General features: G+C 62.9%; 22 protein-coding genes and 1 pseudogene. 9 read left to right on the top strand and 14 right to left on the bottom strand.

From position 1 onward, the window contains the following. Nucleotides 1–141 precede the first annotated feature (141 nt). Nucleotides 142–544 (bottom strand): annotated as a pseudogene (locus AC3WLT_RS26305) (DUF2384 domain-containing protein). A 717-nt stretch (nt 545–1,261) separates the two neighbouring features. Between AC3WLT_RS26305 and phaZ the strand changes: the two are divergent. The 3 genes from phaZ to AC3WLT_RS26290 all read left to right on the top strand — a co-directional run bounded on the left by phaZ (nt 1,262) and on the right by AC3WLT_RS26290 (nt 3,788). Further along, nucleotides 1,262–2,497 carry a polyhydroxyalkanoate depolymerase gene (gene phaZ / locus AC3WLT_RS26300; protein ID WP_492594603.1) on the top strand — a complete coding sequence of 412 codons (1,236 nt, stop codon included), beginning with the start codon at nt 1,262–1,264 and terminating at the stop codon, nt 2,495–2,497. Nucleotides 2,498–2,763: 266 nt separating this feature from the next. Further along, nucleotides 2,764–2,961 (top strand): hypothetical protein, encoded by a 198-nt coding sequence (locus AC3WLT_RS26295; RefSeq protein ID WP_492594602.1) that lies wholly within the window; start codon nt 2,764–2,766, stop codon nt 2,959–2,961. A 260-nt stretch (nt 2,962–3,221) separates the two neighbouring features. Further along, the gene (locus tag AC3WLT_RS26290; protein ID WP_492594601.1) at nt 3,222–3,788 is read left to right on the top strand and encodes a phasin family protein; all 567 of its coding nucleotides are present in this window, start codon (nt 3,222–3,224) and stop codon (nt 3,786–3,788) included. 252 nt (nt 3,789–4,040) lie between these two features. Here AC3WLT_RS26290 and AC3WLT_RS26285 read toward each other — a convergent pair whose 3' ends face one another. Beyond that, entirely contained in the window at nt 4,041–4,694 is a 654-nt protein-coding gene (locus AC3WLT_RS26285) for a glutathione S-transferase family protein (RefSeq protein WP_492594600.1), read from the bottom strand. A 129-nt stretch (nt 4,695–4,823) separates the two neighbouring features. Between AC3WLT_RS26285 and AC3WLT_RS26280 the strand changes: the two genes are divergently transcribed. Beyond that, the gene (locus AC3WLT_RS26280; protein WP_492594599.1) at nt 4,824–6,089 is read left to right on the top strand and encodes a polyhydroxyalkanoate depolymerase; all 1,266 of its coding nucleotides are present in this window, start codon (nt 4,824–4,826) and stop codon (nt 6,087–6,089) included. Nucleotides 6,090–6,201: 112 nt separating this feature from the next. On the opposite strand, the gene AC3WLT_RS26275 is transcribed toward AC3WLT_RS26280, so the two are convergent. The 10 genes from AC3WLT_RS26275 to AC3WLT_RS26230 all read right to left on the bottom strand — a co-directional run bounded on the left by AC3WLT_RS26275 (nt 6,202) and on the right by AC3WLT_RS26230 (nt 19,462). Further along, entirely contained in the window at nt 6,202–8,001 is a 1,800-nt protein-coding gene (locus AC3WLT_RS26275; RefSeq protein ID WP_492594608.1) for a PHA/PHB synthase family protein, read from the bottom strand. 318 nt (nt 8,002–8,319) lie between these two features. Continuing rightward, complete coding sequence (locus AC3WLT_RS26270) at nt 8,320–9,453, bottom strand: patatin-like phospholipase family protein (RefSeq protein WP_492594598.1); 1,134 nt, start codon at nt 9,451–9,453, stop codon at nt 8,320–8,322. A 405-nt stretch (nt 9,454–9,858) separates the two neighbouring features. After that, a complete protein-coding gene (locus AC3WLT_RS26265; protein ID WP_492594597.1) occupies nt 9,859–10,494 on the bottom strand; it encodes a TetR/AcrR family transcriptional regulator in 636 nt (211 codons plus the stop codon). Between the two features lie 138 nt (nt 10,495–10,632). Beyond that, a complete protein-coding gene (locus AC3WLT_RS26260) occupies nt 10,633–12,096 on the bottom strand; it encodes an efflux transporter outer membrane subunit (protein WP_492594596.1) in 1,464 nt (487 codons plus the stop codon). An 11-nt stretch (nt 12,097–12,107) separates the two neighbouring features. Then, nucleotides 12,108–13,250, bottom strand: a complete 1,143-nt coding sequence (locus AC3WLT_RS26255; RefSeq protein WP_492594595.1) for an ABC transporter permease — start codon at nt 13,248–13,250, stop codon at nt 12,108–12,110. Then, on the bottom strand, nt 13,247–14,191 hold the full coding sequence (locus AC3WLT_RS26250; RefSeq protein WP_492594594.1) for an ABC transporter ATP-binding protein: 945 nt from the start codon (nt 14,189–14,191) through the stop codon (nt 13,247–13,249). Before AC3WLT_RS26250 ends, AC3WLT_RS26255 begins: the two co-directional genes overlap by 4 nt. After that, the gene (locus tag AC3WLT_RS26245; protein WP_492594593.1) at nt 14,188–15,147 is read right to left on the bottom strand and encodes an HlyD family secretion protein; all 960 of its coding nucleotides are present in this window, start codon (nt 15,145–15,147) and stop codon (nt 14,188–14,190) included. The genes AC3WLT_RS26250 and AC3WLT_RS26245 overlap by 4 nt, the downstream gene beginning before the upstream one ends. 484 nt (nt 15,148–15,631) lie before the next feature. Continuing rightward, nucleotides 15,632–16,549, bottom strand: coding sequence for a 5-dehydro-4-deoxyglucarate dehydratase (kdgD, locus tag AC3WLT_RS26240; RefSeq protein ID WP_492594592.1), 918 nt, complete (start codon nt 16,547–16,549; stop codon nt 15,632–15,634). Nucleotides 16,550–16,616: 67 nt separating this feature from the next. After that, a complete protein-coding gene (gene gudD / locus AC3WLT_RS26235) occupies nt 16,617–17,966 on the bottom strand; it encodes a glucarate dehydratase (protein WP_492594591.1) in 1,350 nt (449 codons plus the stop codon). A 164-nt stretch (nt 17,967–18,130) separates the two neighbouring features. Further along, entirely contained in the window at nt 18,131–19,462 is a 1,332-nt protein-coding gene (locus AC3WLT_RS26230) for an MFS transporter (protein WP_492594590.1), read from the bottom strand. A 359-nt stretch (nt 19,463–19,821) separates the two neighbouring features. Between AC3WLT_RS26230 and AC3WLT_RS26225 the strand changes: the two genes are divergently transcribed. Next, nucleotides 19,822–20,532, top strand: a complete 711-nt coding sequence (locus AC3WLT_RS26225) for a FadR/GntR family transcriptional regulator (RefSeq protein ID WP_492594589.1) — start codon at nt 19,822–19,824, stop codon at nt 20,530–20,532. A 357-nt stretch (nt 20,533–20,889) separates the two neighbouring features. Here AC3WLT_RS26225 and AC3WLT_RS26220 read toward each other — a convergent pair whose 3' ends face one another. Beyond that, nucleotides 20,890–21,333: a hypothetical protein gene (locus AC3WLT_RS26220; RefSeq protein ID WP_492594588.1), complete on the bottom strand. Its 444-nt coding sequence runs from the start codon at nt 21,331–21,333 to the stop codon at nt 20,890–20,892. Nucleotides 21,334–21,688: 355 nt separating this feature from the next. Here AC3WLT_RS26220 and AC3WLT_RS26215 point away from each other — a divergent pair, with 355 nt between their 5' ends. From AC3WLT_RS26215 to AC3WLT_RS26200, 4 genes are all read left to right on the top strand, one after another. Then, nucleotides 21,689–22,114 (top strand): phasin family protein, encoded by a 426-nt coding sequence (locus AC3WLT_RS26215; RefSeq protein ID WP_492594587.1) that lies wholly within the window; start codon nt 21,689–21,691, stop codon nt 22,112–22,114. 22 nt (nt 22,115–22,136) lie between these two features. Next, nucleotides 22,137–22,487, top strand: coding sequence for a hypothetical protein (locus AC3WLT_RS26210; protein ID WP_492594586.1), 351 nt, complete (start codon nt 22,137–22,139; stop codon nt 22,485–22,487). Between the two features lie 209 nt (nt 22,488–22,696). Further along, entirely contained in the window at nt 22,697–23,146 is a 450-nt protein-coding gene (locus AC3WLT_RS26205) for a DUF2844 domain-containing protein (RefSeq protein WP_492594607.1), read from the top strand. Between the two features lie 10 nt (nt 23,147–23,156). After that, nucleotides 23,157–24,446, top strand: coding sequence for a DUF3443 domain-containing protein (locus tag AC3WLT_RS26200; RefSeq protein WP_492594585.1), 1,290 nt, complete (start codon nt 23,157–23,159; stop codon nt 24,444–24,446). Between the two features lie 3 nt (nt 24,447–24,449). On the opposite strand, the gene AC3WLT_RS26195 is transcribed toward AC3WLT_RS26200, so the two are convergent. After that, nucleotides 24,450–25,610 (bottom strand): zinc-binding metallopeptidase family protein, encoded by a 1,161-nt coding sequence (locus tag AC3WLT_RS26195; protein WP_492594584.1) that lies wholly within the window; start codon nt 25,608–25,610, stop codon nt 24,450–24,452. Nucleotides 25,611–25,768: the final 158 nt, after the last annotated feature.

Below are 25,768 nucleotides of genomic sequence, written 5' to 3'. Positions count from 1 at the left end.
CTTGTCATCTATCGTTTTTCCTCGTCGATTCAGGATTGTCCTCCTATCGACCTGTCCGAGGAAATTAGACCATCACACATAGGTCGGCTATGGCATGAGAGCAGCCGCTATTTTGCGGACCCGCAACGTGTGTTCTCTGCCTTATCCGGCTGCACCGGTCTCAAGCGATGCGGTGTAGCGTAGCAAGTCTTCTGTATGTCCTTCCGACACAAGCTGTTCAGCAGTCTTGTAGTCAAAGGTCGGCAACGGTTCATTGCGATACCAAAAAAGCGTGCTCTGCACGTCGCCGGAGATATCGGTCGGCCCGGGTGATCCGAAGCGCCTCGCGAAGGAACTTCTGCACACTTTCGGAGCCCGCCAAGCGGCTCACCGTATTGCGATGTACATAGGCCAGCCGCGCGAGCGTCTGCATATCGATATGCAAGGCGGTAGCGAACCGTCGCGCCGAGGCGATCGGCGCGATGCTATCCGGGTCTCTCAAGGACGCCATGAATTGATCGAAACTGCTTGGCGGCGTTGAGCCGCGGGCGATATTGGGATCCATAGCAGATTGCTCGGCGCACACTATTTGCACATTCGTAGCACATGTTGATTCGCGTCCCGTCAGATTTCTGTGCGTACTTCTGCGACGGCGCTCGTCGCCAAGTTCTGCCGAGATACGCAAACGTAGGCGGGCAACATTCCCAAAGACGGCTTTTCTGAGAATTTCCGGGCCCACGGACACTTTCTCTGAGACGGCCAGCATGCAGTCGTCTCAGAAAAGATGTCCAAGTCATTGATTTTTATAGGGTGTCGAGGACAACTTTTCTGAGAGCCTACGGCAGTTCATGGGGCCACAGTAATAGTGAGATTCGCGGCACTTTGGGTGAGATTGACGACGCTATTGAAGGTTGGTTAGTTCGGGCTGGGCTAGGGGAGGTCCGGCGCGATCAGTTCTCCGCCTACCACTGTATTGCCATCTTTCATTTGCTCAACGGGTACAAGTCCACCAGCTTCGTCGAACATCAACGTCTCGGGCGATGACTCACCCGTTTCCCGTCAAGTTTCGGACCTGTCCCGAGAGCGCCGGAATTTCTTTCCGGGAGCACCACACATAGGCTGGTCTTTAGCGCAATGTAGAAGGATGCGCCGCCGTGTTTCTTGCGTCAGGTCTACATTTTCTCGCGGCGCGTTGATCGCCGTTAAACGCGCTTCACTCCCGTTTTTCCGACCACTCTCCGGCCTCGATGGGGGACGGAACGAGACGCGGGCAGGAGACAGCATGTGGTATGCGTGGCTTGAAGAGCAGCGTGGCCTGATGCAGTCGCTCAGCAACTGGGCGATGCGCGGATGCGATGCCTGGTTGTCGCCGGCGATGCCTTGCATGCCCGTCGCCGCTGCCGGCTATGACTGGCTGTACCGGCTGGTTCGACCGACCCCCGAGCCACCGCCGTTCGGCATCTCGGCGGTGACGGTCGGCGCCACGTCGGTACCCGTTGTCGAACAGGTGGTCGACAGCACGCCGTTTTGCGCGCTGCGGCAATTCACGCGCGCGCACGTGCCCGTTGCGCCCGGGCGCGGTCAAAACCGCACGGCGCCACCGGACATCTTCCTCTGCGCGCCGCTCGCGGGACACCACGCGGTCATGCTGCGCGAAACGGTCGAAACGCTGCTGCAGGACGGCGATGTGTGCGTCACCGACTGGGCCAACGCACGTGACGTGCCGCTTGCCGCAGGCCGTTTTGGACTCGACGACTATGTGCTCGCGGTCGAACGTTTTCTGCGAAAACTGGGCTGCGCGCATACGCACGTCATCGCCGTCTGCCAAGCCGCCGCGCCGACCCTCGCCGCTGCGGCGTTGCTGGCGAGGCAAGGAGAAGCGCCGCCGCTCAGCCTGACGCTGATGGGCGGGCCGATCGATGCGCGCCTCAATCCGACCGCCGTCGACCGGTTGGCGCAAAGCCACAGTCTCGACTGGTTCCGCGACACGGTGATCGACATCGTTCCGCCCGGCTATGCCGGTTCCGGCCGCCGGGTCTGTCCGGGCTTTATCCAGCACGCGGCGATCGTCGCCGCGCATCCGGACCGCCAGTTGGCGCTCGAATTGCGCTACTGGTCGAGCCACTTCTCAGTCGATGCGAAGGTCATTGCGAACAGCCTGCGTGCGCTGAACGAATACGCCGCGGTTCTCGACATGGCCGAAGATTATCTGCTCGACACGATCCGCGTGATCTTTCAGGAGCAGCACCTTGCCCGTGGGGAATGGCACGTCGGCGGACGCTGTGTGCAGCCGCAGGATCTCGCACCCACGGCGCTTTGCACCGTCGAGGGCGACCGCGACGACATTGCCGGAGCGGGCCAGACGCATGCCGCTCACACGCTGTGCAGTGCGATCCCGGTATCGAAGCGCTGTCGCCTGACGATAGCGGATTGCGACCACTATGACCTGTTCACCGGCCCGAGGTGGCACGAGGTGATTCACCCCGCCGTGGTCCGGTTCTGGGCGTCGGTGCGCTGACCGGGGTCTCGTGAGCGCACGCGAGTCGGGCGGCGAAGGTCGTCTTTAAAAAAGATGTTTCCCGTATTGATCTTTCGGTCCGGGCGGCATTAAATTAATTTTTCTGCGGCTTGCGCCAGGCGCCCGGTCAGCCAACACCTCGCGTGTGAGGTCGCGGTATTCGCCCACCGAGCGCCCACCGAGCGCCCACCGAGCCCCGCTCGCGGCGCGATGGCTGTCATGCAAACTCCCCAGCAAACGCAACGCCTATAACCGAGGAGGCGAAGATGCTGAGTCCCCATGAATTTGCAACCCTGATGCTGGTTAAGGACGCCCCGGATCAAGTAGAGCTGAATCGTGCGGATCTTGACGCGCTCCTGGAAAGTCAGCTCGTCAGGCTGCAACGGCTCGCGTCCGGGCGCCAGCGTGCCGAGATAACCGTCAACGGGCATTCTCTCCTCAAAGCCGTGGCCCGGATCCGCTGAGCGGCTAAGGGTCGTACACCTCTTGACGAGGGACACGGCGTGAATTTGACCTGCGCACGAGCCGGCGCCCTGCCACGGAAGCCAGGAAAGAGGCTCGCCGGACGTAGCCTACGCAACGCTGCGTAAGCAATTGAAGACGTCGGCACGTCGCGTTGCGCACGTGCCGAACACCGCCTTTGTTCCATCCACACGACCCTGTCGCGCGAAGGTTCGATCCGATTCCGTGAACGCGCGAGGGGCCGAATTTCAGGAGCTTCATGATGAGTCTGCTGACCCCCGAGCAAATCACTGCCGCTCAGAAAGCCAACCTCGACACCCTGTTCGGTCTGACGAACAAGGCATTCGAAGGGTTCGAGAAACTGGTTCATCTGAACCAGGAGGTCGTGAAGTCGACACTCGCCGAAATCCGGGATAATGCACAGAAAGCGCTGTTCGTTAAGGACCCGCAGGAACTGCTCGCGCTGCAAGCCAGCCTGACGCAGCCATTCGCCGAGAAGGTCTTGTCGTATGGACGTCACGTGTATGAAATTGCAGCGTCGACGCAGGCCGAATTCGCGAAGGTCGCTGAGGCGCGATACGAAGCGAACAACCGCCGGATGCAAACGCTCGTCGACGACATCGCGAAGAGCGCGCCCACGGGTTCGGAAGCCGCCTTTGCCGTGATGCAGTCGGCGATCACGGCTGCCAACACCGCATACGAAACGATTCACAACGCCACGCAGCAGGCGGTTGAAATCGTCGAAGGCAACTTCAACGTGGCGACGGCTGCCGCATCGAAAGCGAATCAACACGCCGTCGAGCAAACGTCGCGCGCCCCGAGGAAGTAAAGATTGACGCGCGTTTCCGCAGCACCCGTCGCCGGGACGCTGCAGAGCGTATTGATGGTCTGCCGATGCCTCCTCATGTCGGCATTTGACATTCCGCGCCCGGCCGCCGTCACCGACATCTTTCGGGAAGCGGATGAGTCAATCCTTGAGCCGGGTGCGAACCCCGGCGACCCAGCGAGCACGAGACGCGCACCGCCGTTGGCTACCGCGGCGGTGTTCTCGGGAGGTCGAAGCCGTTTCGCCCCGTGCGGCTCAGAACTCGACGTCCAGTTCGTCGATCTCGTCGGGCTCCTGGCGGGCGGCTGCAATCCACGCCTGCATCTCCGGCAGGGCCATGATCGTCTGGCAATAGGCGGCCGAAACGTCATCCAGTTGCACGTCATAGGTCAGAAACCGGGTGACGACCGGCGCGTACATGGCATCGGCCATGCCGAGCGCACCGAACAGATAAGGTCCTCCGTACGCTGCCCGGCAGTCGCGCCAGATGGTGGTGATCCGGTCGATGTCGCCTTGCGCGCGCGCCCAGACCTTGAAGCCGGCGCAATGAGCACGCAGATTCATCGGCAGCGCCGAGCGCAGCGCGCTGAATCCCGAATGCATTTCGCCGCAAATCGAACGACAGTGCGCCCGCGCGACGCGATCGGTGGGCAGCAGCCCGGCCTCCGGCCGTACTTCGTGCAGGTACTCGGCGATCGCCAGGGTGTCCCAGACTCTGACGCCTTCATGCTCGAGGCAGGGCACCAGGATCGATGGCGAGAGCAGCAGGAGTTCCGCGCGGATGGTCGGATCAGCCGGCGGCACCACAATTTCTTCGAATTCCAGCCCACTGAATTTCGCCAGCAGCCATCCGCGCAACGACCACGACGAATAGTTTCTGCTGCTGATTGTCAGCGTTGTCCTGGCCATATGCGAACTTCCGTGACGAAAGGGTGTTCCGCTATCAAAGCAGAAAAATAGATATACTAACTATATAGACCCGACAAGCGACTTTTTGCTTTTCGAGCCTCTGACAGTGGTTATTTTGCGGGCTCCCGCATGATGTATCAAGCTTACCAGGCGTATGCCGACATGGCTGCCCCGCTTCAGGCGGCCGCCAGCGCGGCGGCCGTTTCCTCTGCGGCGTGGCCAGGGTTGTTGTCCACGAACAGTCTGGCACGGGAGTTCGGCGCGTTCCTTGAATGGCTGGCGCTCGCGCGCCTCACGCATCAGCGGCCGCCATTTGGCATTCGTAGTGTTCAGATTGATCGCCAGGTGGTCGCAGTGAGCGAAGAGGTGGTTCACCGCACACCGTTTTGCTCCCTGCTGCATTTCAGGAAAGACATCCAGCCCACGCAACCGCGGGTCCTGCTCGTCGCGCCGCTGGCGGGCCACTTCGCCACGCTACTGCGCGGCACAGTGGCCGCGATGCTCGCCGAGCACGACGTCTACATCACTGACTGGCACAATGCGCGCGAGGTCCCTCTGGCGGACGGCCCGTTCGGTTTCGACGATTTCGTCGGGTATGTGATTCGCTTTCTCCAACTGCTCGGTCCGGGGACGCACGTGGTGGCGGTCTGTCAGCCAACGGTCGCGACCTTGGCCGCCGTCGCGCTGATGGCCGAAGATGGCAATCCGGCGCAGCCGCGGAGCATGACGCTGATCGCCGGCCCGAACGATACCCGCATCAATCCCACCCAGGTTGACGAATGGGCCGTGAGGACCCCGCTCGCGTGGTTCGAGAACGATCTGATCGACCTGGTGCCAATGCGCTTCCCAGGGGCGATGCGGCGTGTCTATCCTGGATTCGTGCAGCTTGGCGCGTTCATGTCCATGGACCTTCGGCGGCACGTCAGCGCGCTGATCGATTTCTACAATTACAGGGCGCAGGGTGACACGGGGAAAGCCGAGGTGATCCGCGCCTTCTACGCAAATTATTTTGCGACGATGGATTTGCCGGCCGAATTTTACCTCGACACCGTGAGCCGGGTTTTTCAGCAGCACGCGCTGCCGCGTGGCAACCTGCTGATCGCCGGCCGCCGCGTGGACCTGCGCGCGATCCGGCACACGGCGCTGCTGACCGTCGAGGGGGAGAAAGACGACATTTGTGCGGTCGGCCAGACCGAAGCGGCGCAGGAAATGTGCAGCAGTCTGCCGTCCTTTATGAAGACTCACTACATGCAGACCGGGGTTGGGCACTATGGCGTGTTCGCGGGCCGGCGCTGGGAAACGAAGATCTACCCGATCGTCAGGGAGCTCATCCACGACAGCGAAACGCGACACGCCCCGGTCCACGCTCCGCAGGGGTGCGGGACGGTTTGTTGAACCGCGTCAAATCGCGAGCACACGCCGATAGCCTGGCGTCAGGCACGACGTCCGGTCGCGTGTGGTCACGGAAGAATGTGACGCTGGCGTGGCTGTCTCTGGGCGGATGCGCTCAGGGTTCGAGCACGTAGGTGCCGGGTGCATCGCCGATTACCGTGCCGCCGCCCAGGACGGGCGGTACGGTTTTCTTGCCGGAATGCGCGATGAGCCACTGCTGCCAGCGCGGCCACCATGAACCTTCGCACACCGGCGTCTGCGCGAACCATTCGTCCGGGCTCACATAGGCAGCATCCTTGCGCCGCGTGCCGAAGCGGTAGCGGCGTCCGGCATGGCCCGGCTCGGAGACGATCCCCGCATTGTGTCCGCCCGAGGTCAGCAGAAAACTGATCTCGGCGCGGGTCAGCTGGTGCAGCTTGTACACCGAGCGCCAGGGTGACACATGGTCGCGTTCTGTGCCCACCAGAAAGGCTGGCAGTTTGAGATCGGAGAGCGTCACCGGTCGCCCCCCGACACAGTACCGGCCTTCGGCCAGATCGTTGCGCAGGTACAGATGATGCAGGTTTTCGCTGTGCATGCGATAGGGCAGGCGTGTGGTGTCAGCATTCCAGGCCATCAGGTCAGTCGGCTTCGCGCGCTGACCCAGCAGGTACTCACGAATCGACCGGGACCAGGTCAGATCGCGCGCATGCAGCAGCTGGAAGGCGGCAGCCATCTGGGCGCCATCCAGATAACCTTGCTCCCACATCAGCGCGTCGAGCCAGGCGAGTTCGCTCGGGTCGATGAACAGGCCCAGTTCTCCCGGCTCGCTGAAGTCGGTCTGCGCGGCGAACAGCGTAACCGTCCTGAGCGGGACTGATTGGCGCACGCCGTCCCGTTCCAGTACGGCCGCACCGATCGCCAGCAGCGTCCCGCCGAGGCAGTAGCCGGCCGCATGAACCGGGGCTGTGCCGGTAATTCTGCGCAACTGCGTGAATGCGTCGAACAGGCCCAACTGGAGGTAGTCATTCAGGCCAAGGTCGCGCGCTTCTTCGCGAGGGTTCTTCCAGGAGATCATGAAGACCGTGTGTCCCCGTTTCACCAGATAGCGCACGAGCGAATTGTGGGGGGAAAGATCGAGGATGTAATATTTCAGGATCCACGAGGGCACGATCAGCACCGGCTCGTGCCAGACCGCCGGGGTTTGCGGCGCGTACTGGATCAACTCGATCAGATCATTGCGATAGACCACCTTGCCGGGCGTGATGGCGACGTCCCGACCGACGCAATGTGGAGTGCATCTGCGACGTGAGACACCCGGGCTGTATCCGGCGAAAACCTCCTGCTGGTCATCCAGCCAATGGCGACCGCCTTCGACGAAGTTTCGTCCGCCTGTCCCGGCAGTCGCCCGCAGCACTTCGGGGTTGAGCCACCAGCAGTTGCCTGGTGAGAGCATGTCGGTCCATTGACGGGCGGCGAAACTGATCACGTGTTCATGATGCGGCGAGACACCTGGCAGGCCCGTGGTGGCTTCCTGCCAGAACGACTCGGTCTGTCGAAACGCGTCGCGCAGCAGACTGAACGGCCAACGCTGCCAATCCGGATCGGCGAAGCGCGGATCGCTGTCTCCGCCAGGGCGTGGGAACGATCCTGTCAATCCTGACTGCCAGTGCTGCCAGATCCGCTGGGCGAGCGCCGCCTGCGTGCCCGGCGAGCCGGTCAGATGCCACGCCCAATCCAGCCATGCCAGCGACAGCGCCGCAGGCGACACACCGCCGGTGGCGCGGGCGAACGCGGCATGCACGAGCCGGTCGACCTGCCCGGCCGGCGCGTTGCGCGGCGTATCGAGGCGCTCATCCGTGCAGTAGGGTCCAGCTGAGAGCCCGGCCGGACTCGCGCCCGGCCACGGATTGTCAGTGGGTTGCGTAACGGTCATTGTCATTGCCATTCCCCGGACGGCCAACGCGATGGCCTGTTAATTAATTGGACAGCGAAACCATGTCGCAGTGCGACGATTGCATGCGAGGATTCATCCGATGCTCTGCGCAGGGCGAGCCATCTTCGTGTCACCAGAACGGGGCGTTCAGTTCGCGCGCGGGCGGAAGGTGATCGTGCAATGCGCCGGCGCCGTGCCGTTGTCATCGAGCGGCTCTCGCGGCAATTGGCGAGTGCCGGGCCGTTTCGTCAGATCAACGAACCCGGCGTTGCAGGCGATGGCACGAGGCGCCATGCGGAACGTACGCGTCGCGTCACGTCACGTCGCTCCTGCCGGCGCATGTGCGACAGGCTGTGCGCTCAACACGGGCTTGACCAGTTCGGTGCGCACATCACACGAGGATGCGCGGCCGAGCAGGGCATGACTGGAAGCGAGCCATCGGTCGGCGACAGCTCGCCCACCCTTGAATAACGCGTCGATGAGCGACCACGACGTGCTGTTCTTCGACACGAGGCCGAATCCCGCCAGGAAAGGGTCATCACGGATCAGGTGGAAGCGTACCGGCTTGTATCTCGTCAGCTTGGACGCATTCACCGCATCAAGCTCGGCCAGAACGCGATTCACCGCCTCGATGGCATTGATCTCGAGCACGACGGACGCATTGAAACCGATCTCGTTCAGGCGATCCAGAATGTCGCGCGCATTCCTGGGCGGCATGTGCTGCCGGACGAGAGGGTTGACCATCACGAGGATCAGGTCTTGCGCCACGTCGACGAGCGGCGACAGCGGCGGGTTGCCGAGATACCCCCCGTCCCAGTAGGGCACGCCGTCGATGCTCACCGCCCGGAACGCGGTCGGCAGACAGGCGGAGGCCCGCAGCGCATCGAGGGAGATATGCGGTTGCGTAAAAATCGTGCGCTGGTTGTCGCGGACATTCGTCGCCGAGACGAACACGCGTACCGCGCCTTCGGCCCGGTTGAACGCTGCCAGTTCGGCAGTTGGCAAGACCTCTTCAAGCAGCGGAAGCAGCGCGTCCCGGTAGAACGGGTTGTTGTACGGCGAGACGACGAGGCCCACTGCCTCGAGCGCGATCGCGATCGGGCTCCAGTCGATATTCCAGCCGCCGAACGGAGCGGGCTCGGCGAAGCCGAAGAGCGGATTGCCGGCAAGGGTCCCGCCGCGCGAGACCGCTTCCCAGAATGAGCGCAGCTTGTGGCGCGCCGCGTCGGGACCGCCGAGCGCCAGTCCGCACGCACACAGAGTGGCGTTGATGCCGCCCGCGCTTGCGCCGCTGATCGCGGTAATATTCAACGTTGCTCGCCCGACTTCTTCCAGCAGACGGTCGAGCACGCCCCAGGTGAAGGCGCCATGCGATCCGCCGCCCTGCAGCGCCAGCGCGACCTTGGCTGTTTCGTTCGGTACGGCCGTTGCCATCGTATGCTCGTTTGCCATCGCGTAGGCTCCATCAGTCACAAAACGAATATGCCTCGGTCAACGTAACATTGCTCAATACGACCTGGTCCAGTGTGTTCCTCAGCCGCTACTCGGCCGCCAGTGGCGCACATCACTGCGTCGGCAGCTTTCCGTCGCTTGCGATGTCCGCGCCAGGTTGTGCTTGTTGGCGGCATCGTCACGTTGACGTGTTGATGAGGGCGGGCAGCCTTGACGCGAGCGATTTGGCTTTCTTCATCGCGCTATCTTACGCGACCGCTTCGGCAACGTGACAACGCTTCGCGGCGGCATCCGGGTCGCCGTCTGACTTGAACGGCTAACCTAAGTAGGGATAGTCAGCCGCCTGGTTTCGGGAACGCGGTTCACGGTCTGGTTTTCGTAGCGCCGTGCAAGCGGTTCACACCCTCACTCACGTGACGACCCGGGCAGGCGCTGCCCCACCTTCTTGCGCGCGGAGGGCGTCAGCACCCCGGCGAAAAACAGATCCAGCGCTTTCTCCAGCGCTTCGCGCGGCGTCAGCCCCGTTCGCGTGAGCAACGCCGGCTCGTGCACGCCTCTGGCAACCTGCAGCCAGTACTCGGCGACGAACTTCACGTCGATGTCGGCGCGGATCATCTCCTGTTCGATGCCGAGGTTCAGGACGCGCGTGAATACCGCCGGGATATTGCGCTCCTTGATGATCTGGATTTCATCGTAGAGATGCGGCGCGAAGCGGTGGAGATCCTGCAGAAAGTCGGGGGACATCGCGCCTGCATGATCGGCGATCACGCGCAGCAAACCTTCGAGCTTCTCCGGGAACCGGCCAGGTCCGTCGAGTATTTCCGTGACCTGGCGACGGACGGTGGCGCCGGTCGCCGTGATGATCGCGGCGACCATCGCGTCCTTCGACGGAAAGTGAACGTAGAGCGTCTTTTTGCTCATGCCGAGCGCGAGCGCGAGCCGGTCCATGGTGAGCCCGCTATAGCGCTCCCGCAGCAGGATCTCGCGCGCGGCCGCAAGGATGATTCCCGCTGGCCCTTCGGCGAAATCGACCGGTGGCAAAGGTGTCGGTGGCGTTGCGATTTTACGGTTCTCCTTTGTCGACGAGCCGCATACGCGGGCTCGGCAGGTTCGGCAGGCTCGTTCCCGTCCAGATGATCAGCGGTTCTGTGATTTGAACCCCGCGCGGTTTCGTCCGCGCTACGGTTGCTGCTGCTCCATTGCCGCGGCCTGCCATCCGCCGCCCAGCGACTGGAATAGAGCTGCCGTATCGGTAAAGCGGTCGGCTTGCGCACGGGTTCGGTCGAGCGCGGTTTGCAACGTCTGACGTTGCGTGTCGAGCAAGCCGAACTGACTGACGCCGCCCGCCGCATATTGCGTGTGCACGATAGCGAAGCTTGCCTGCGCCTGTTGCGCGGCGTCGTCGCGCGCCTGCAGTGTCCGGGCGTCGTTCTGCAATGCCGTCAACGTGTCCGCGACCTGTTGCAGCGCCTGAAGCACGGTTTGCTGATAGCCGGCAAGCGCGTCGTCGTAAGCCGCCTGGGCCGAACGTTGTTTCGCGCGCAATTCACCGCCGTGAAAAATCGGTTGTGTGATGTTCAGACCGATGTTCCAGATGTTCAGGCCTTTCACCACATTCTGTATGTCGGTGCGCTCCGAACCGATTCCCGCCGACAGCGAAAACTGCGGATAAAGATTGGCTGCCGCCACGCCGACATTCGCGCTCGCCTGATGCAATAGCGCTTCGGAGGCGCGAATGTCGGGGCGCTCGCGCGCGAGCGTCGAGGGCAGCGTGACCGGCACATTGCCGGGCAGATGCAGCGAGTCCAGCGTGATCTCGTCGAAGTCCGCTTGCGACGGTGCGACCCCGAGCAGGATGGCGAGTTGATGCCCGGCCTGAGCGAGTTGTGTGGCGAGCGGCGGCAGCGAGGCGCGGGTCTGCGCAAGCAGGCCGCGCTGGCTGCGCACGTCGAGTTCTGACACGCCGCCGGCCGCGAAGCGGGCCTGCATGATCGCAAGCTGTTGCGCCTGTGTGTCAGCAAGGCGCTGCGTCAGTGCAATCTGCTGCTGCAACGAAGCTCGCCGCACGACGGTGGCGACGACATTGCCGGCAATGGACAGCCGCGCGGCCTCGAATTCGAAGGCCTGATAGTCGACTTGTGCCATCAATGCTTCGAGCGCCCGGCGATTGCCGCCGAAGATATCGAACGCATACGACACGCTGACCGACGCGTTGAATAGCGAAAACGGTCCGGGATTCGGTACGTTGGGCAAACCGAATGCAGCGGTGGAGACCTTTTGCCGCGCCCCCGACACCTTTGCGTCGACACTCGGGAACTGCGTGGCGCCTGCCTGGGCGTTGTAGTTCTCACGTGCTTCGATCAGTTTCGCGCGAGCTTGCGCGAGGGTCGGGCTTTGCCTTAAGGCCTGTTCGACCAGACGATCGAGCGGTTCCGAATCAAACTGCGTCCACCACATCGACGCGGCGTGGCTGGATGAGATAAAGGTCTGCGACGAACCCGCCGCGCCGCTTGCTGCCTCCGTCGCGGCAGGCAGCCGCTCGCGCGTATAGGTTTGCGTGTCCGGCGCCGCGGGCGCATGAAAGTCCGGGCCGACGGTACAGGCGCACAGCGCAAGGAAGGACAGGAACGCGAGTCGTTTCATGACGGGGTCTCCTAGTCGAGCGTGCGCCGATAGAAGCGCAGTGCCACGCCCATCACGATGGCCGTGAAGAGTGCCATGGGCCACACGGAGGGCCAGAGTTCCGTCCAGCCGTTACCCTTGAGAACAATGCCGCGGATCAGGCGGTTGAAGTACGTCAGCGGCAGCAGATTGCCGATGAACTGCGCCCAGCGCGGCATGCCGGCGAACGGGAACATGAAGCCCGAAAGCAGGATGTTCGGCAGGAAATAGAACACGGCCAGCTGCATGGCCTGCAACTGGTTCTGCGCGAGCGACGACAGCGTGATGCCGACCGTCAGGTTCGCCGCGATAAACAGCAGCGCCGCGAGATAGATCGCCACCACGCTGCCGACGAACGGCACATGGAATGCATAGCGCGTCGCGACCAGGATGATCGTCGCCTGGATGAGGCCGATGATCACGTAAGGCACGATCTTGCCGGTCATCACTTCGACCGGCAGGACCGGCGTGGCGAGCAGGTTTTCCATCGTGCCGCGCTCGCGTTCGCGCGTGACCGCGAGGCCGGTCATCATCACGAGCGTCATCGTCAGGATGACGCCCATCAGGCCCGGCACCACGTTGTATTGCGTGATGCCCTCGGGGTTGTAGAGACCGTGAACCTGGACATTGAATGCGGGCTGACTGCCGTTCAGATGCGCGAGCGAGCCGGTGATGTCCTTGTCGGCGACCGGCTGCACGAGGCTCGGCAGCGCGGCGATGGCCGCGTTCGTTGCAGTCGGATCGGTCGCGTCGGCTTCCACCAGCAGTGACGGATGTTCGCCGCGCAGCAGGCGCCGCGAAAAATCGACCGGCACGTTCAGCACGAACTGCACGCGGCCCTGCGCGAGGGCAAGGTGGCCGGCTTCCTCGTTGGGCAGCGTTTCGACGATGTCGAAGTAAGCGGAGTTCTTCATCGCCGCGACGAAGCTGCGCGAAAACGGGCTGTTATCGCCGATGATGACGGCGGTGGGCAGATGCTTGGGATCGGTATTGATCGCATAGCCGAACAGCGAGAGCTGAATCACCGGCACGCCGACGATCATGGCGAACGTGACGCGGTCGCGCCGCAGTTGCAGGAATTCCTTGAGCACGATGCTCCACCAGCGCGTCAGTGAAAATAGCGTGCGTGTTTTCACGGGCGTGCTCCGAAGTTGTCCGTCGAGCGGCTCATCAGATAGATGAATACGTCTTCGAGCCCGGTTTCGATGCGCTCGATGCGTAGTTCAGTACCGGCGGCAGCCTGTTTGACGGCGTTTTCCAGCGCGAAGTGATCGTGGCCGCTCACGTGCAGCGCCGAGCCGAAGAGGACGGTCTGGTCGACGCCGGGTGTCTTGCGCAATTGTTCGGACAGCTTGCTCAGATGGTCGCCGTAGAGGGTCCACGTCGCGAGATTCTGCGATTCGATCACTTCTCGCGCCGTGCCTTGCGCGAGCAGCTTGCCGTACGCGATATAGGCGAGCTTGTGACAGCGCTCGGCCTCGTCCATGTAGTGCGTGCTGACCAATACCGAGATGCCGCGCGCGGCGAGCTGGTGCAGTTCTTCCCAGAAGTCGCGCCGCGCGGCGGGATCGACTCCCGCGGTGGGTTCGTCGAGCAGCAGCAGCCGCGGTTCGTGCAACAAGCAGGCGGCCAGTGCGAGCCGCTGCTTCCAGCCGCCGGACAGCGATCCCGTCAGCTGATGCGCGCGGCCTTGCAGTCCGAGCGATTCGAGCGAGCGGTCGACGGCCTCCTTGCGGTTCTTCATCTGATAGATCCGCGCGACGAAGTCGAGATTCTCGCGAATGGTCAGATCTTCCCAGTACGAGAAGCGTTGCGTCATATAGCCGACGTTGCGCTTGATCTGCGCGCTCTCACGGTTGATGTCGAAGCCGAGACACGTGCCGGTGCCCGAATCGGGCGTGAGCAGTCCGCACATCAGGCGGATCGAGGTTGTCTTGCCGCTGCCGTTCGGTCCGAGAAAGCCGAAGATCTCGCCGCGTGCTACCTGCAGGGACACGTCGTTGATGACGTGCTTGTCGCCGAAGTGCTTGTTCAGATTCCGCACGTCGATCGCATAGTCCTGGGCGGAAGGGTTCATTGCAGCGTCACCGTGACGGGTTGGCCAGGATGCAGCTTGCTTGCGTCAGCCACGGTCGGATGCGCTTCGACCATGAACACCAGCTTCGCGCGGCTCTCGTTGCTGTAGATCACGGGCGGCGTGTATTCGGCCTTGCTCGATATGTAGGTGATTCTGGCGGGTATGTCCGCCCCGCAGCCGTCGCAGTGCACCAGCAACGTTCGTCCCGCCGCGAGCCGGCCGACCACGGTTTCAGGCACGAAAATGCGCACCTTCACGTTCTGCGGCGGCAGCATCTGGACGACGGGACTGCCCGCCTGCACCCACTCGCCGGTTCGGTACAGCGTGTCGTAGACAAGCCCGTCAGCGGGAGCGTTCACACGCTTCTGATCGAGCTTCCATTGCGCCTGAGCGACAGTGGCCTGCGCGGCTGCGATCTGCGCGTTCTGCGCGGTGATCTGTTGCGAGCGGCCGGGCAGGCGCGCTACCTGAACCTGATTGCCGAGCTCGCGAACCTGTGCGGCCGTTGCATCGGCGTTGGCGCGCGAATCGTCGAGTTGCGCCTTTGGAATGCCGCCGGCGTGGAATTGCGCTTCGTCGCGCGTCAGTTGCAGCGACGCCTTGCGAGCATTGGCGACGGCCTGGGCGAGTTGCGCCCGCACCGCGTTGACTTCGGGCGGACGTTTCCCCGTTTCGATGTCCGCCAGCTGCGCGCGTGCGGCCGCGAGCTGCTGCTGCGCCTGTTGAAGTGCGGCGGTTTCGTCGGCCGATTCGAGCGTGAAGAGCGGCGCGTTCGCCTGCACGGTTTGTCCCCGCGTGACCGACAGCTGCGTGAGCGCACCGGACTGCGACGACGCGAGATAGACGAATTCGCCTTCTATGTAACCTTGGTATTCGTTGTTGTTTTGACGTGAGCAGCCAGACAGCACGGCGGCGACGAGCAGCAGCGACAGCGGCGCGCAATGAAGCCGGATCATGACTGGCTCCGCAAGGTGCGGCGGCGCAATGCGTTCGTGCCGAAGGCTGGAAGGGGCGCGTTTCGCCAGTCTTCCGCGGTGGCAAGCGGCAGCATCACGCGTGTGATAACCGGATTGAAAACTGACATGAGTTCAAGTTCCGTTTGAGCGCGCCGCACTTGCCGTGCGCTACTTGCCGTGCGCTATAAACCCGTAGCCCAAATTGATTGGATTCGGACGTGGCGTTGGACCGCTTTGATGTCTCCGCTCAAAGTGGGCGGCGCTTCAGTTCCGGACAACACGCCAGTGGATTGATTCGTCCGCGCGCCACCGGACCGCACCTTGGGTCGGTGGAAACTATCTTCGTCGTGTTGGTTTCCTGGGTCAATCGAAATGTGAGAGCCCGGACTTGCGGAGTGGACCTGCGGCTTCACGGCAACTACGCGGGTGCGGCGTCGACCGGGTTATGCCGCATGGGCTTTGGCCCGATTCGGCGCGCGGATTCTCACTGAGCGCCGAGTTTCCTGATGAGGACGTCGAGTTGCGCGATTTCATCGTCGGTCAGGTCGGTGAGCGGGGCGCGCACGGGTCCCGCGCTGCGGCCCACCAGCTTCGCGCCGGCCTTCACGATGCTGACCGCGTAGCCCGCGCGGCGATTGCGAATGGCGAGATACGGCAGGAAGAACTCGTCGATCAGCTTGCCCACCGTGGCGTGATCGTCCGAGGCGATTGCACGGTAGAAGTCCATCGCCGTCTTCGGGATGAAGTTGAACACCGCGGACGAATACACCGGCACGCCCATCGCCTTGTAGGCGGCTGCGTAGACTTCGGCGGTCGGCAGGCCGCCGAGGTACGAAAAACGGTCGCCGAGGCGGCGGCGGATCGACACCATGTTCTCGATTTCACCCACGCCGTCCTTGAAACCGATCAGGTTCGGGCAGCTGTCCGCGAGACGTTCGAGCATGTCGGCGTTGAGCCTTGAGTTCGCGCGGTTGTAGACGATCACGCCGATGTTCCGCACCGCTTTGCAAACCTGCTCGACGTGCGCGGCGATACCTTCCTGCGATGCTTCGGTCAGATAGTGCGGCATCAGCAGCACGCCGTTCGCGCCGAGGCGTTCGGCTTCCTGAGCATAGTCGATCGCCACGCGCGTCGGGCCGCCGGCGCCGGCGAGAATCGGCACCTTGCCCTTGCAGGTTTCGGTAGCCGTACGAATCACATTCGTGTATTCGGTCCTGGTCAGCGAAAAGAACTCGCCCGTGCCGCCCGCGGCGAAGAGCGCCGTCGCACGGTAGGGAGCGAGCCATTCGAGGCGCCCGGCATAAGTGTCGGCGCGAAAGTCGCCCTGCGCGTCGAAGTCGGTGAGGGGGAAGGACAGCAGGCCTGAGGAGATGATGGCTTTGAGTTCTTGAGGGGTCGTCATCGTGTATTCACGTCTTTTATGGCAAGAAGCAGCGGCCACGAGGACCGCGGCCGAAGGAGGTTTTGCTTTAGCGTACGAGACACGGACGCTTGTTATCGAACTTCCAGTTCGGAATCAGGAACTGCATCGCGACGCCGTCGTCGCGAGCGCCCAGGCCGTGCTGCTGATACAGGGCGTGCGCTTTTTCCACTTCGTCCAGATCGAGCTCGACGCCAAGGCCCGCTTTGTCCGGCACTTTCACTTTGCCGCCTACGATCTGCAACGGGTTGCGGGTCAGGCGCTGGCCGTCCTGCCAGATCCAATGGGTATCGATAGCGGTGATCTTGCCGGGCGCGGCGGCGGCGACCTGCGTGAACATCGCGAGCGAAATGTCGAAGTGGTTGTTCGAATGCGAACCCCACGTCAATCCCCACTCATTGCACATCTGCGCAACGCGGACCGAGCCTTGCATCGTCCAGAAGTGCGGGTCGGCGAGCGGGATGTCCACCGATTGCAGCTGGATGGCGTGGCCCATCTGGCGCCAGTCGGTCGCAATCATGTTGGTGGCGGTCGGCAAGCCGGTCGCGCGGCGGAATTCAGCCATCACTTCGCGGCCGGAATAACCATTCTCGGCGCCGCAGGGGTCTTCCGCATAGGCCAGCACGTGGTGTTGGTCGCGGCAAAGACGAACTGCCTCGGACAGCGACCACGCGCCATTCGGGTCGAGCGTCACGCGCGCTGTCGGGAATCGTTCGGCGAGCGCCGTGACCGCTTCGATTTCGGCGTCGCCTGGAAGCACGCCGCCTTTGAGCTTGAAGTCGTTGAAGCCATAGCGCGCTTGTGCGGCTTCGGCGAGGCGCACCACGGCCTCGGGCGTCATGGCTTCTTCGGTGCGAAGACGCTCCCAGTCGTCGCTGCCGTCCGCGCCGCCGGCGTACGGCAGAGCGGTTTTTTTCCGGTCGCCGATGTAGAACAGATAGCCGAGCATTTCGACTTCGTCGCGCTGCTGGCCTTCGCCGAGGAGTGCGGCAACCGGTACGCCCAGATGCTGTCCGAGCAAATCGAGCAGCGCGGCTTCGAGCGCGGTCACCGCATGGATGGTCGTGCGCAGATCGAAAGTCTGCAAACCGCGTCCGCCGGCGTCGCGGTCCGCGAACTGCGTGCGCGCTTTGTTGAGCACGGCCTGAAGGTTGCCGATCGACTGACCCACGACGAGCGGACGCGCATCGTCGATGGTCTTGCGGATGCTCTCGCCGCCGGGGACTTCACCGACGCCGGTGTTGCCCGCGCTGTCGCGCAGAATGACGATGTTGCGCGTGAAGAACGGGCCATGCGCGCCGCTCAGGTTCATCAGCATGCTGTCACGGCCGGCGACTGGAACGACGCGCAGCTCGACGACCGTCGGGGTGGCATTCGATTGGAAGGTATTCGTGGACATGGTGGTTGGACCAGTTAAGTTAGGAATCCGACTGGCGGGAGCCGTTTGGGTGTGCGGTGCCGGGCATTGAAGCGAGCGTCGAAACTGAGGCCAGAACTGAGGCCGGAACTGAGGCTGAAACTGAGGCTGAAAGCGCGTTGCTCATGCCTGGCTATTCCTTGAAGTCAGTGGGCTTTGCTATGCACGGCTTGCGCCGGCGCGTCACGATTTACGAGACGATTGCGGGTGAGGAAGCCGGCTGCGGCCGCGACGAGCGATGCCACGCCCAGCCCGTACAGGCCGCCGGAAATCGAGCCGGTGTGCTGTTGCAGGTAGCCGAAAGCAGCAGGAGCGAAGAACCCCCCGAGGTTGCCGACCGAGTTGATCAGTGCAATCACGCCGGCCGCGACACGCGCATCCAGATACCCTTGCGGAATCGGCCAGAACAATGATGAAGCGGCCTTGAACCCGATCGCGGAGAAGCAGATCGCCACGAACGACAGAACAGGGTTGCCGGATGTCGAAGCGAACAGCCCGCAAGCCGCGATGACGAGCGCAGCCGCGAGCCATGCCTGCTGGAAGCGCCACCTGGCCGACAACATCGCGAAACAGTACATCGCGAACATTGCAATGAGCCAGGGTATCGCGTTGAGGATGCCGACTTCGAAGTCCGACAGTCCACCCATCTTCCTGATAATCGTCGGCAGCCAGAAGGTCGCCGCGTAGATCGTCAATTGAATCGCGAAGTAGAGAAAGCAGAACAGAAGGATTTGCGGGTCCTTCAGCAGTTTTGCCGTCGGCAGGTGCGCAGCGCCGAGCGCGTCGCGCTCGGCCTGCTCGGCGGCGATCGTCGTTATGAGAACTTGCTGTTCTTCGGCCGTCAGCCAAGCGGCGTCGCGAATGCGCGACTTCAGCAACATCCAGCTCACGGCGCACAGGCCAACCGAAAACCCGCCTTCAATGAGAAACATCCACTGCCAGCCGTGCAGTCCGAAGCCGCGAATCGACAGCAAGGCGCCCGTAATCGGGCCGGACAGCACCGATGCCAGCGCCGAGCCGGCGAGGAAAACCGCGACGGCCTTGCCGCGCTCTTTCTGCGGCAGCCATTGCGTGAAATAGAAAACGACGCCGGGGAAGAAGCCGGCCTCGGCGACGCCCAGCAGGAAGCGCAGCACGTAAAACGACGTGTCGTTCCAGACGAAAGCCATGGTCGCGGCCACCACGCCCCACGTGCCCATGATCCGCGTGAGCCAGGCGCGGGCGCCGTATTTCTGCATGAGGACGTTCGACGGCACTTCGAACAGCGCGTAGCCGATGAAGAACAAGCCGCTCCCGAGTCCATACGCGGCGGCGCCGATCCCAAGATCCGCCTGCATGTGCGAATTGACGAAGCCGATGTTCACGCGGTCGATATAGTTCGCGATGAACATGATCAGAAAGAGCGGCAGCACGTGCCGCTTGACCTTGGAAACCGCGGATTCGAGCGGGCCGGCCGCGGTGGCGGGAGCAGATGTCAAGGTTGTCTCCAGTGTCGGCCGATTCGACGGCCTGATCGAACGCAACGCGCCGCATCCGGCAGCAGCGGGAACTATCTTCTCTCAAAGGCGTGAGATACGTTGTCAGACGACAGTCTACTTTTTCCGTTTTTACTTTCCTACGGAGTGTTTACCCTGGCCTTTTACGCCTTTATTACAGCCGATGGGCCGGAATTCGCGCACTGATGTTGAATTTCAAGCGGGTAAACTAAGACATCTGATGACATGGATTCTATCGGTCATCGACTTGGACTACGTTATGATGGCCCTATCGAGACGTCAGATGACGTGACGCACGCGCAACGTGTGCTTTTCCAGTTGATGAGGCAACAAGCTACAAAATGAGCAGCCTGACTGAGAAGGTGGTGGCCACCCTTTCCGAGGAAATCCGCCGTGGATCGCTTAGGCCGGGAGACCGCATTCCGACAGAAGTAGCGCTGATGAAGCAGCTCTCCGTGAGCCGCTCCGTGGTTCGCGAGGCGATTTCGCGCCTGCAGGCGGCGAAAGTGGTTGAGACGCGTCACGGCATCGGCACATTCGTATTGACGCCGGCCGCGGAAGAGCCGATGCAACTGCCTGCCGCCGACCTGTCCAGCATGCTCGACGTGATGGCCATTATCGAGTTCCGGATCGACGTCGAGGCGGCATCCGCTGCTTTTGCGGCGGCGCGGCGCACTGCGCAGAATCTCAAGCAGATGCGCAGCGCGCTGGAGCGTTTCGAATCCGAACTGGAGCGGGGCAGTACCGACGTGCTGGCGCATGACATCGAGTTTCATCTGCAGATCGCGCGAGCCAGCGGGAATCGGTACTTCTTCGACGTTCTCAGTCAACTCGGACGCGCGGTGAGTCCGCGCACGCGGCTAGGTTCCGCCGAGATCGCGGAGCTCGACCATGTCGAACATCTGCGCAATGTGCTGCGCGAGCATCAGTTGATTTACCGGGCAATCGAACGTCAGGATCCGGACGACGCACGCGCCGCCATGCGGATGCACCTGAGCAACAGTCGCGAAAGACTTCGACGCGCGCACGAGTTGAGCAAAGCGGGCGTGTAAAGCGCTGCGCAAGGACGTCATCTCAGGACGAGCTGCATGCCGCAGCAAAGAACAAAGACGAGAAGGGCGGCGGCGATGGCCATGTTCAGGGGGTAGCGCATTTTTCACCCGGCACGAGCGTTGCTGTGCTTTTATCCTAATCAGCCGGTGGAAGATAAAAAGTGAGCAATAAGCGGCTATGTGCGAAAGCCAACGTAGCGCGCCGGCTTAAACGGCTGTTTTTGTGCGGGAGCGCTTCCAACCGCGCAGGCGTTGCGCCGGGTTGCAACGCGCCTTTTGTGGCTGCATTGCAACCTGCCTACGCGGTGGCGTCGGTGACGGGTTACTGCTTACTGCTTACTGCTTACTGCTTACTGCTTACTGCGGCATGGCAGGCGGCTGGATACCCGCCGCTGCGTCGCGTGGCGGCTTGTTCGCCGCGGCCAGGTCTTCCGTGAGACTGGTGCGCAGCGTCGCGATGGCCTGCTCCGGGTTGGCCGGCTTCAACTGCTCACGAGCGAGCGAGTCGTAGACGTAGTGGCGCAGCATCGGATCCTGCGTCTTGTTCAACACCTCGTGATACACCGCGACGATGTCGCCTTCACGTCCGCTCATCGCGTACAGGCGGCGCAGCTGTTCCAGATCGTTGACTACCGCGAAGCCCGGACCCATCGGTCCGTGAGGCGGCCGCCCGTCGCCGCGATGCGGCTCGTCATACGCATGGACCGCTGCGGGCGGCGGTGGTGCTTCCTGTGCAAGCGCGGCTCCCGCGACAAGGGTCAATACGGCGGCCAGCGCCGCACTCACTAATCCTTTTTTCATGATCTCGCTCCCATCGAGACAACGCCGGCGCTACAGTGCGCCAGCGTATCAGCAACGATAGCCGACATGAGCTTGCGCGAGGTTACTGATGCTTGCGTTGTAACTTACCAAACCTTGCGGACAGGCCGGCGGAGCCGGCAACGCGAACCGGCATGGCACGGCCGACGCCAGGGTGTGCCCGCTGGCGCAATGACGCCGGATAGCGCATGATTGACGCGATGTGCCGTCCGACCCCACAAGCAGCAAGCGTTCGCGGGACGCACGGCACACGCGAGGCCACCGGTCATCTGCCAAGAGAAGTGCAGCGCGGCGATGCCCGGTCGGCGAGTATCCAATACGTTAAGGAGGATTTCGCATGGACCGACCTGACGCCGCCAATCCGTTTGGCGATTTCACCAAAATGCTGGAGCAGTTCAAGCTCCCCGGCTTCGACGTGCCCGCCATCATGGACGCGCGACGCAAGGACGTCGAAGCGCTGGTTCAGGCCAATCAAACCGCCTTGCAAGGCATGCAGTCGCTTGCGCAGAAACAGGCGGAGATGCTGCGCACCACGCTGAGCGAATTGCAATCGCTGACGGGGCAGTTGTCCACCGGGGGCGCTGCGCCTTCGGCGAAAACCGCCGAGCTGATCCAGCAAAGTCTGCATAAGTCGCTTGCCGATATGCAGCAACTCGCGCAAGCCGCGTATCAGACTCAAGCCGAGTCGTATGCGGTGATCGCAAAGCGTGTGGAAGAAAACGTGCAGGAGCTCAAGTCGCTTTTGCAGCAACAGAAGAAGTAAGGGCGCGTCGACCGATTCGGGTATGACGTGGCCGGACGAAGTATCGGTGCCGCGGATCGGCCATCAGGTCATCCGCGGTATTTTTTTGCCTCGGGAATCTGGTTTCAAACAGGCCTTTTCCATTCATCCACAGGCCATCCAGTTCGACGGTTATTGTCAGAGGAAAACGGCAATAAACGGCGATTTATTCGGCATCCGCTTACATTTGCATCGACATGCGCGGCGCATCGATATTTTTCTGCCGCCGCGCGGCGTTGTCACACACCTGTTCGCTTTAAACCGCATACGTCGCGAATATCTGCGCCGAAGCGCCGCCCCTCATGGACATCGTCCGCAAAAATCAAACGCGCTCGAGCGGCCCGAAGGCGGCTGAAGGTTTGAATCGCCTCGCAAACGATTGCTGTGCCGTCGCGCGCCGCCTAAAGTTTCGCGCCGCCACTCCGTAGACGCATTCACGCAACCCCACTGGTGTGAATGCAGCACTGGCGCCGCCAGTCGGGGAGTGCGCCCCTAGTTCGTCGTTCGTGATCGGCTGCGCGCCGGGCACGAGCGTTTCACCTCGAAGGAATTCTCTTGAAACCGATGCTCTCTATCAGCATTGCTCGCGCAATGCTCGGGGCAAGCTGCGTGCTGTCGTTTGCCGCGCATGCCACGCTCGGCCAGAACGTCAGCACCGTCGACAGCGATCAAACGCGCATGCGTGCAGTCGCTCATACGGCCACTGCGCAAGGCGCGTACTCGGTGCACCTGCTGACGATGCCGTCCGGCACGCTGGTGCGCGAGTACGTTGCGCCCAACGGCATCGTCTTCGGTGTGGCGTGGGAAGGCCCGACGCTGCCGGATCTGAAGTCCGTGCTGGGCGCCGCGTTCGACCAGTACGCCGCGGCCACCGCAACGCGCAGCGGAACGCCGCTCGCGGTTTCCAGCAGCGATCTGGTGGTGTACTCCGGCGGCCATCTGCGCGCGTTCGCCGGCCATGCGTATCTGCCGCACGCGGTGCCCGCGGGTGTCGACCTCGGCGTCATTCAATAACGGAGCGCTCATGCGTCATACGTCTTCGTTCATCACCCTGTTGTGCGCGGCGCTGCTCGCGTTGCTGGTCAGTGCCTGCGGCGGCGGGGGCGGCGGCTCCAGCGGCTCGGCCACGTCGGCCAATTCCAGCACTTCGGCCAGCACCTCGGCCAGCACCTCGGCCGGCCCGACCGTCACCAATACATCGCCTTCGCCACAAGTGGTGGCGGCCAATGCGGTGCGGGTCAGCGTCGATTCCGGCGTGAGCGGCGTGCCGAACATGCCGTTCGTCAGCGTCACGATTTGCGCGCCCGGCACCAGCCAGTGCGAAACCATCGATCACGTGCTGGTGGATACCGGTTCGTGGGGCTTGCGCGTGTTCGCATCGCAATTGCCCGCATCGATGACGCTGCCGCAGCAGAAGGACGGCTCGGGCAACCTGGTCGCCGAATGCATGCAGTTCTTCGACGGCTACACGTGGGGTCCGGTGAAGCTCGCCGACTTGCAGATCGCCGGCGAAACAGCAGCCTCGTTGCCGATCCAGTTGATCGACCCGGGCTACGCTTCCGTGCCGGCCGATTGCGCGAGCGTAGGCTCGCCGCGCAACACGCCGGGTGCGTTGCAGGCCAACGGCGTGCTCGGCATCGGCGTGTTCAAGCACGACTGCGGCGCGGCCTGCGTTCAGCAGGCGGTGCCCGGCACCTATTACGGCTGCAGCGGCTCGGCTTGCACGGCGATTCCTCTGGTCGAGGCGCTGCAGGTCGCCAATCCGATTCCCTACTTCGCCACCGACAACAACGGTTCGGTCCTGAGCCTGCCGACGGTGTCGGGCGGGGCACCGTCGGTGACCGGGCAACTGGTGTTCGGCATCGGCACGCAGGCCAACAATACGCTCGGCAACGCGCAGGTGATCGGCGTGAGTCCGTCCAACGGCACCTTCACGACGGTGCAGAACGGCAGGACGTATTCGCGCAGCATCCTGGACAGCGGCTCGACCGGCCTGTTCTTTCAGACCAGCGCGTTGCCGGTGTGCGCGAGTCCGAATAGCGCGTACTACTGCCCGAGTTCGACCGAGCAGCTCAGTGCGACGATCGAAGGCGTGAACGGCATCACGAGTGCGGTCACGTTCAATGTCGGCAACGCCATGGCGATCGCGCAGACGTACAGCGGCGATGCGGCGCTGCCGTTGCTGGCCGGCCCGGCGTTCGTGACGTCGACGATCTTCGACTGGGGACTGCCGTTCTTCTACGGCCGTAACGTGTATGCCGCCGTCGAGCAGCAGACGACGCCGGGCGGCGCCGGTCCTTACGTTGCGTATTGAGCGTTAGCGGCGCGGCGCCGCGCGCTGGGGCGGCGCCGTCTGCGGGACGGGTCCGGACTGGAGCGGCAACGCTGACGGGGCCATTGTCCGGATTGAGGCCTGCGGCTTTGCGTGAGCCGCTGCAACCCGATGCACGAAGCGCAGCTTGTCCACTACCGGCGCGGCCAGCGTGAACGGATAGCCATCGGGCATCCCGAGGCTGCGGTTCAAACTGTTCAACACATACGTGAGCGGAAACCAGCGCTTCATCAGATTCTCGAAGCTGGCGTCCTCCACAGGCGTGCGGTCAGTCAGCGTCGGCTCGCTCGGGTCGTCGGGCAACAGCGCGACGCCATATGAGGTCGACGTATCCAGGACGTCGACGATCAGCAGGTAGTGCGCCCACGTCTCGGCCCAATCTTCCCAGGGATGCATGGTGGCGTACGCGCTGATGAAGGACGTCTGCCAGTCGGCCGGCGCGCCATTGCGATAGTAGGCCAGCAGCGCCTCGCCGTAGTCGGCGCGTTCGTCGCCGAACAGATTGCGATACGGCTCGATCCAGCGCGGGTCGTTCTCCACCAGCTGGCTGAAGTAGTAGTGGCCCGACTCATGGCGGAAGTGGCCGAGCAAGGTGCGATATGGCTCGCCCATCGCGGTGCGGACCCTTTCGCGGTAGGCGTCGTCGGCTTCGGCGATGTTCAGCGTAATCAGGCCGTTGTCGTGGCCGGTCATCACCTTTTCGCCATCGCCGCTGTCTTCGAGGAATTCGAAGGCGAGGCCGTGCTCCGGATCGGTCTGGCGCGATGGCACGTCGAGGCCGAGCGCGGCCAGCGTGTACAGCAGACGCCGTTTCGCCACTTCCATCCGATACCAGTAGAACCGGTTGTCCGTCGTGCCCAGATTCGGAATCGTGAGCGTCAGCTGGCAGGCGTGGCACAGCGCGTCGGGCGAATCGGCGGGGATCATCCAGTTGCAGATGTTTTCGACGGCATAGTTGTGGCACTGCCGGAACAGCGCCCCCCCGGCGCCTGGATGCAGGCTGCGCCAGCGCCCTTCGCCGGCTTCTTCGAAGGCGCTGATTTCGGCCAGTTCCGGCACATAGCCGAGCAGCGCGTCGCAACGTTCGCAACGAACGTTTTCGTAGAACACGAGGTGCGAGCAGCGATTGCAGTGGAAGGTTTTCATCGTTCGGAGACTCCGCAATCTTCATGCCGCATTTGCCAGACGTCACTGGTTTAACGCACATTACGTGCATGATCGTGCATCGGCGCTGCGCCGCTTTGGTGCGCCGGGCCGGAAAAGGCAGTGGAAAGACGCGCTGTTCGATCGACCGGACGGTCGGC

This window comes from Paraburkholderia sp. FW306-2-2C-D06C, from assembly GCF_058781505.1.
Note: the sequence above shows the minus strand (reverse complement) of the source record. Positions and strands in the feature narration are given on the sequence as shown.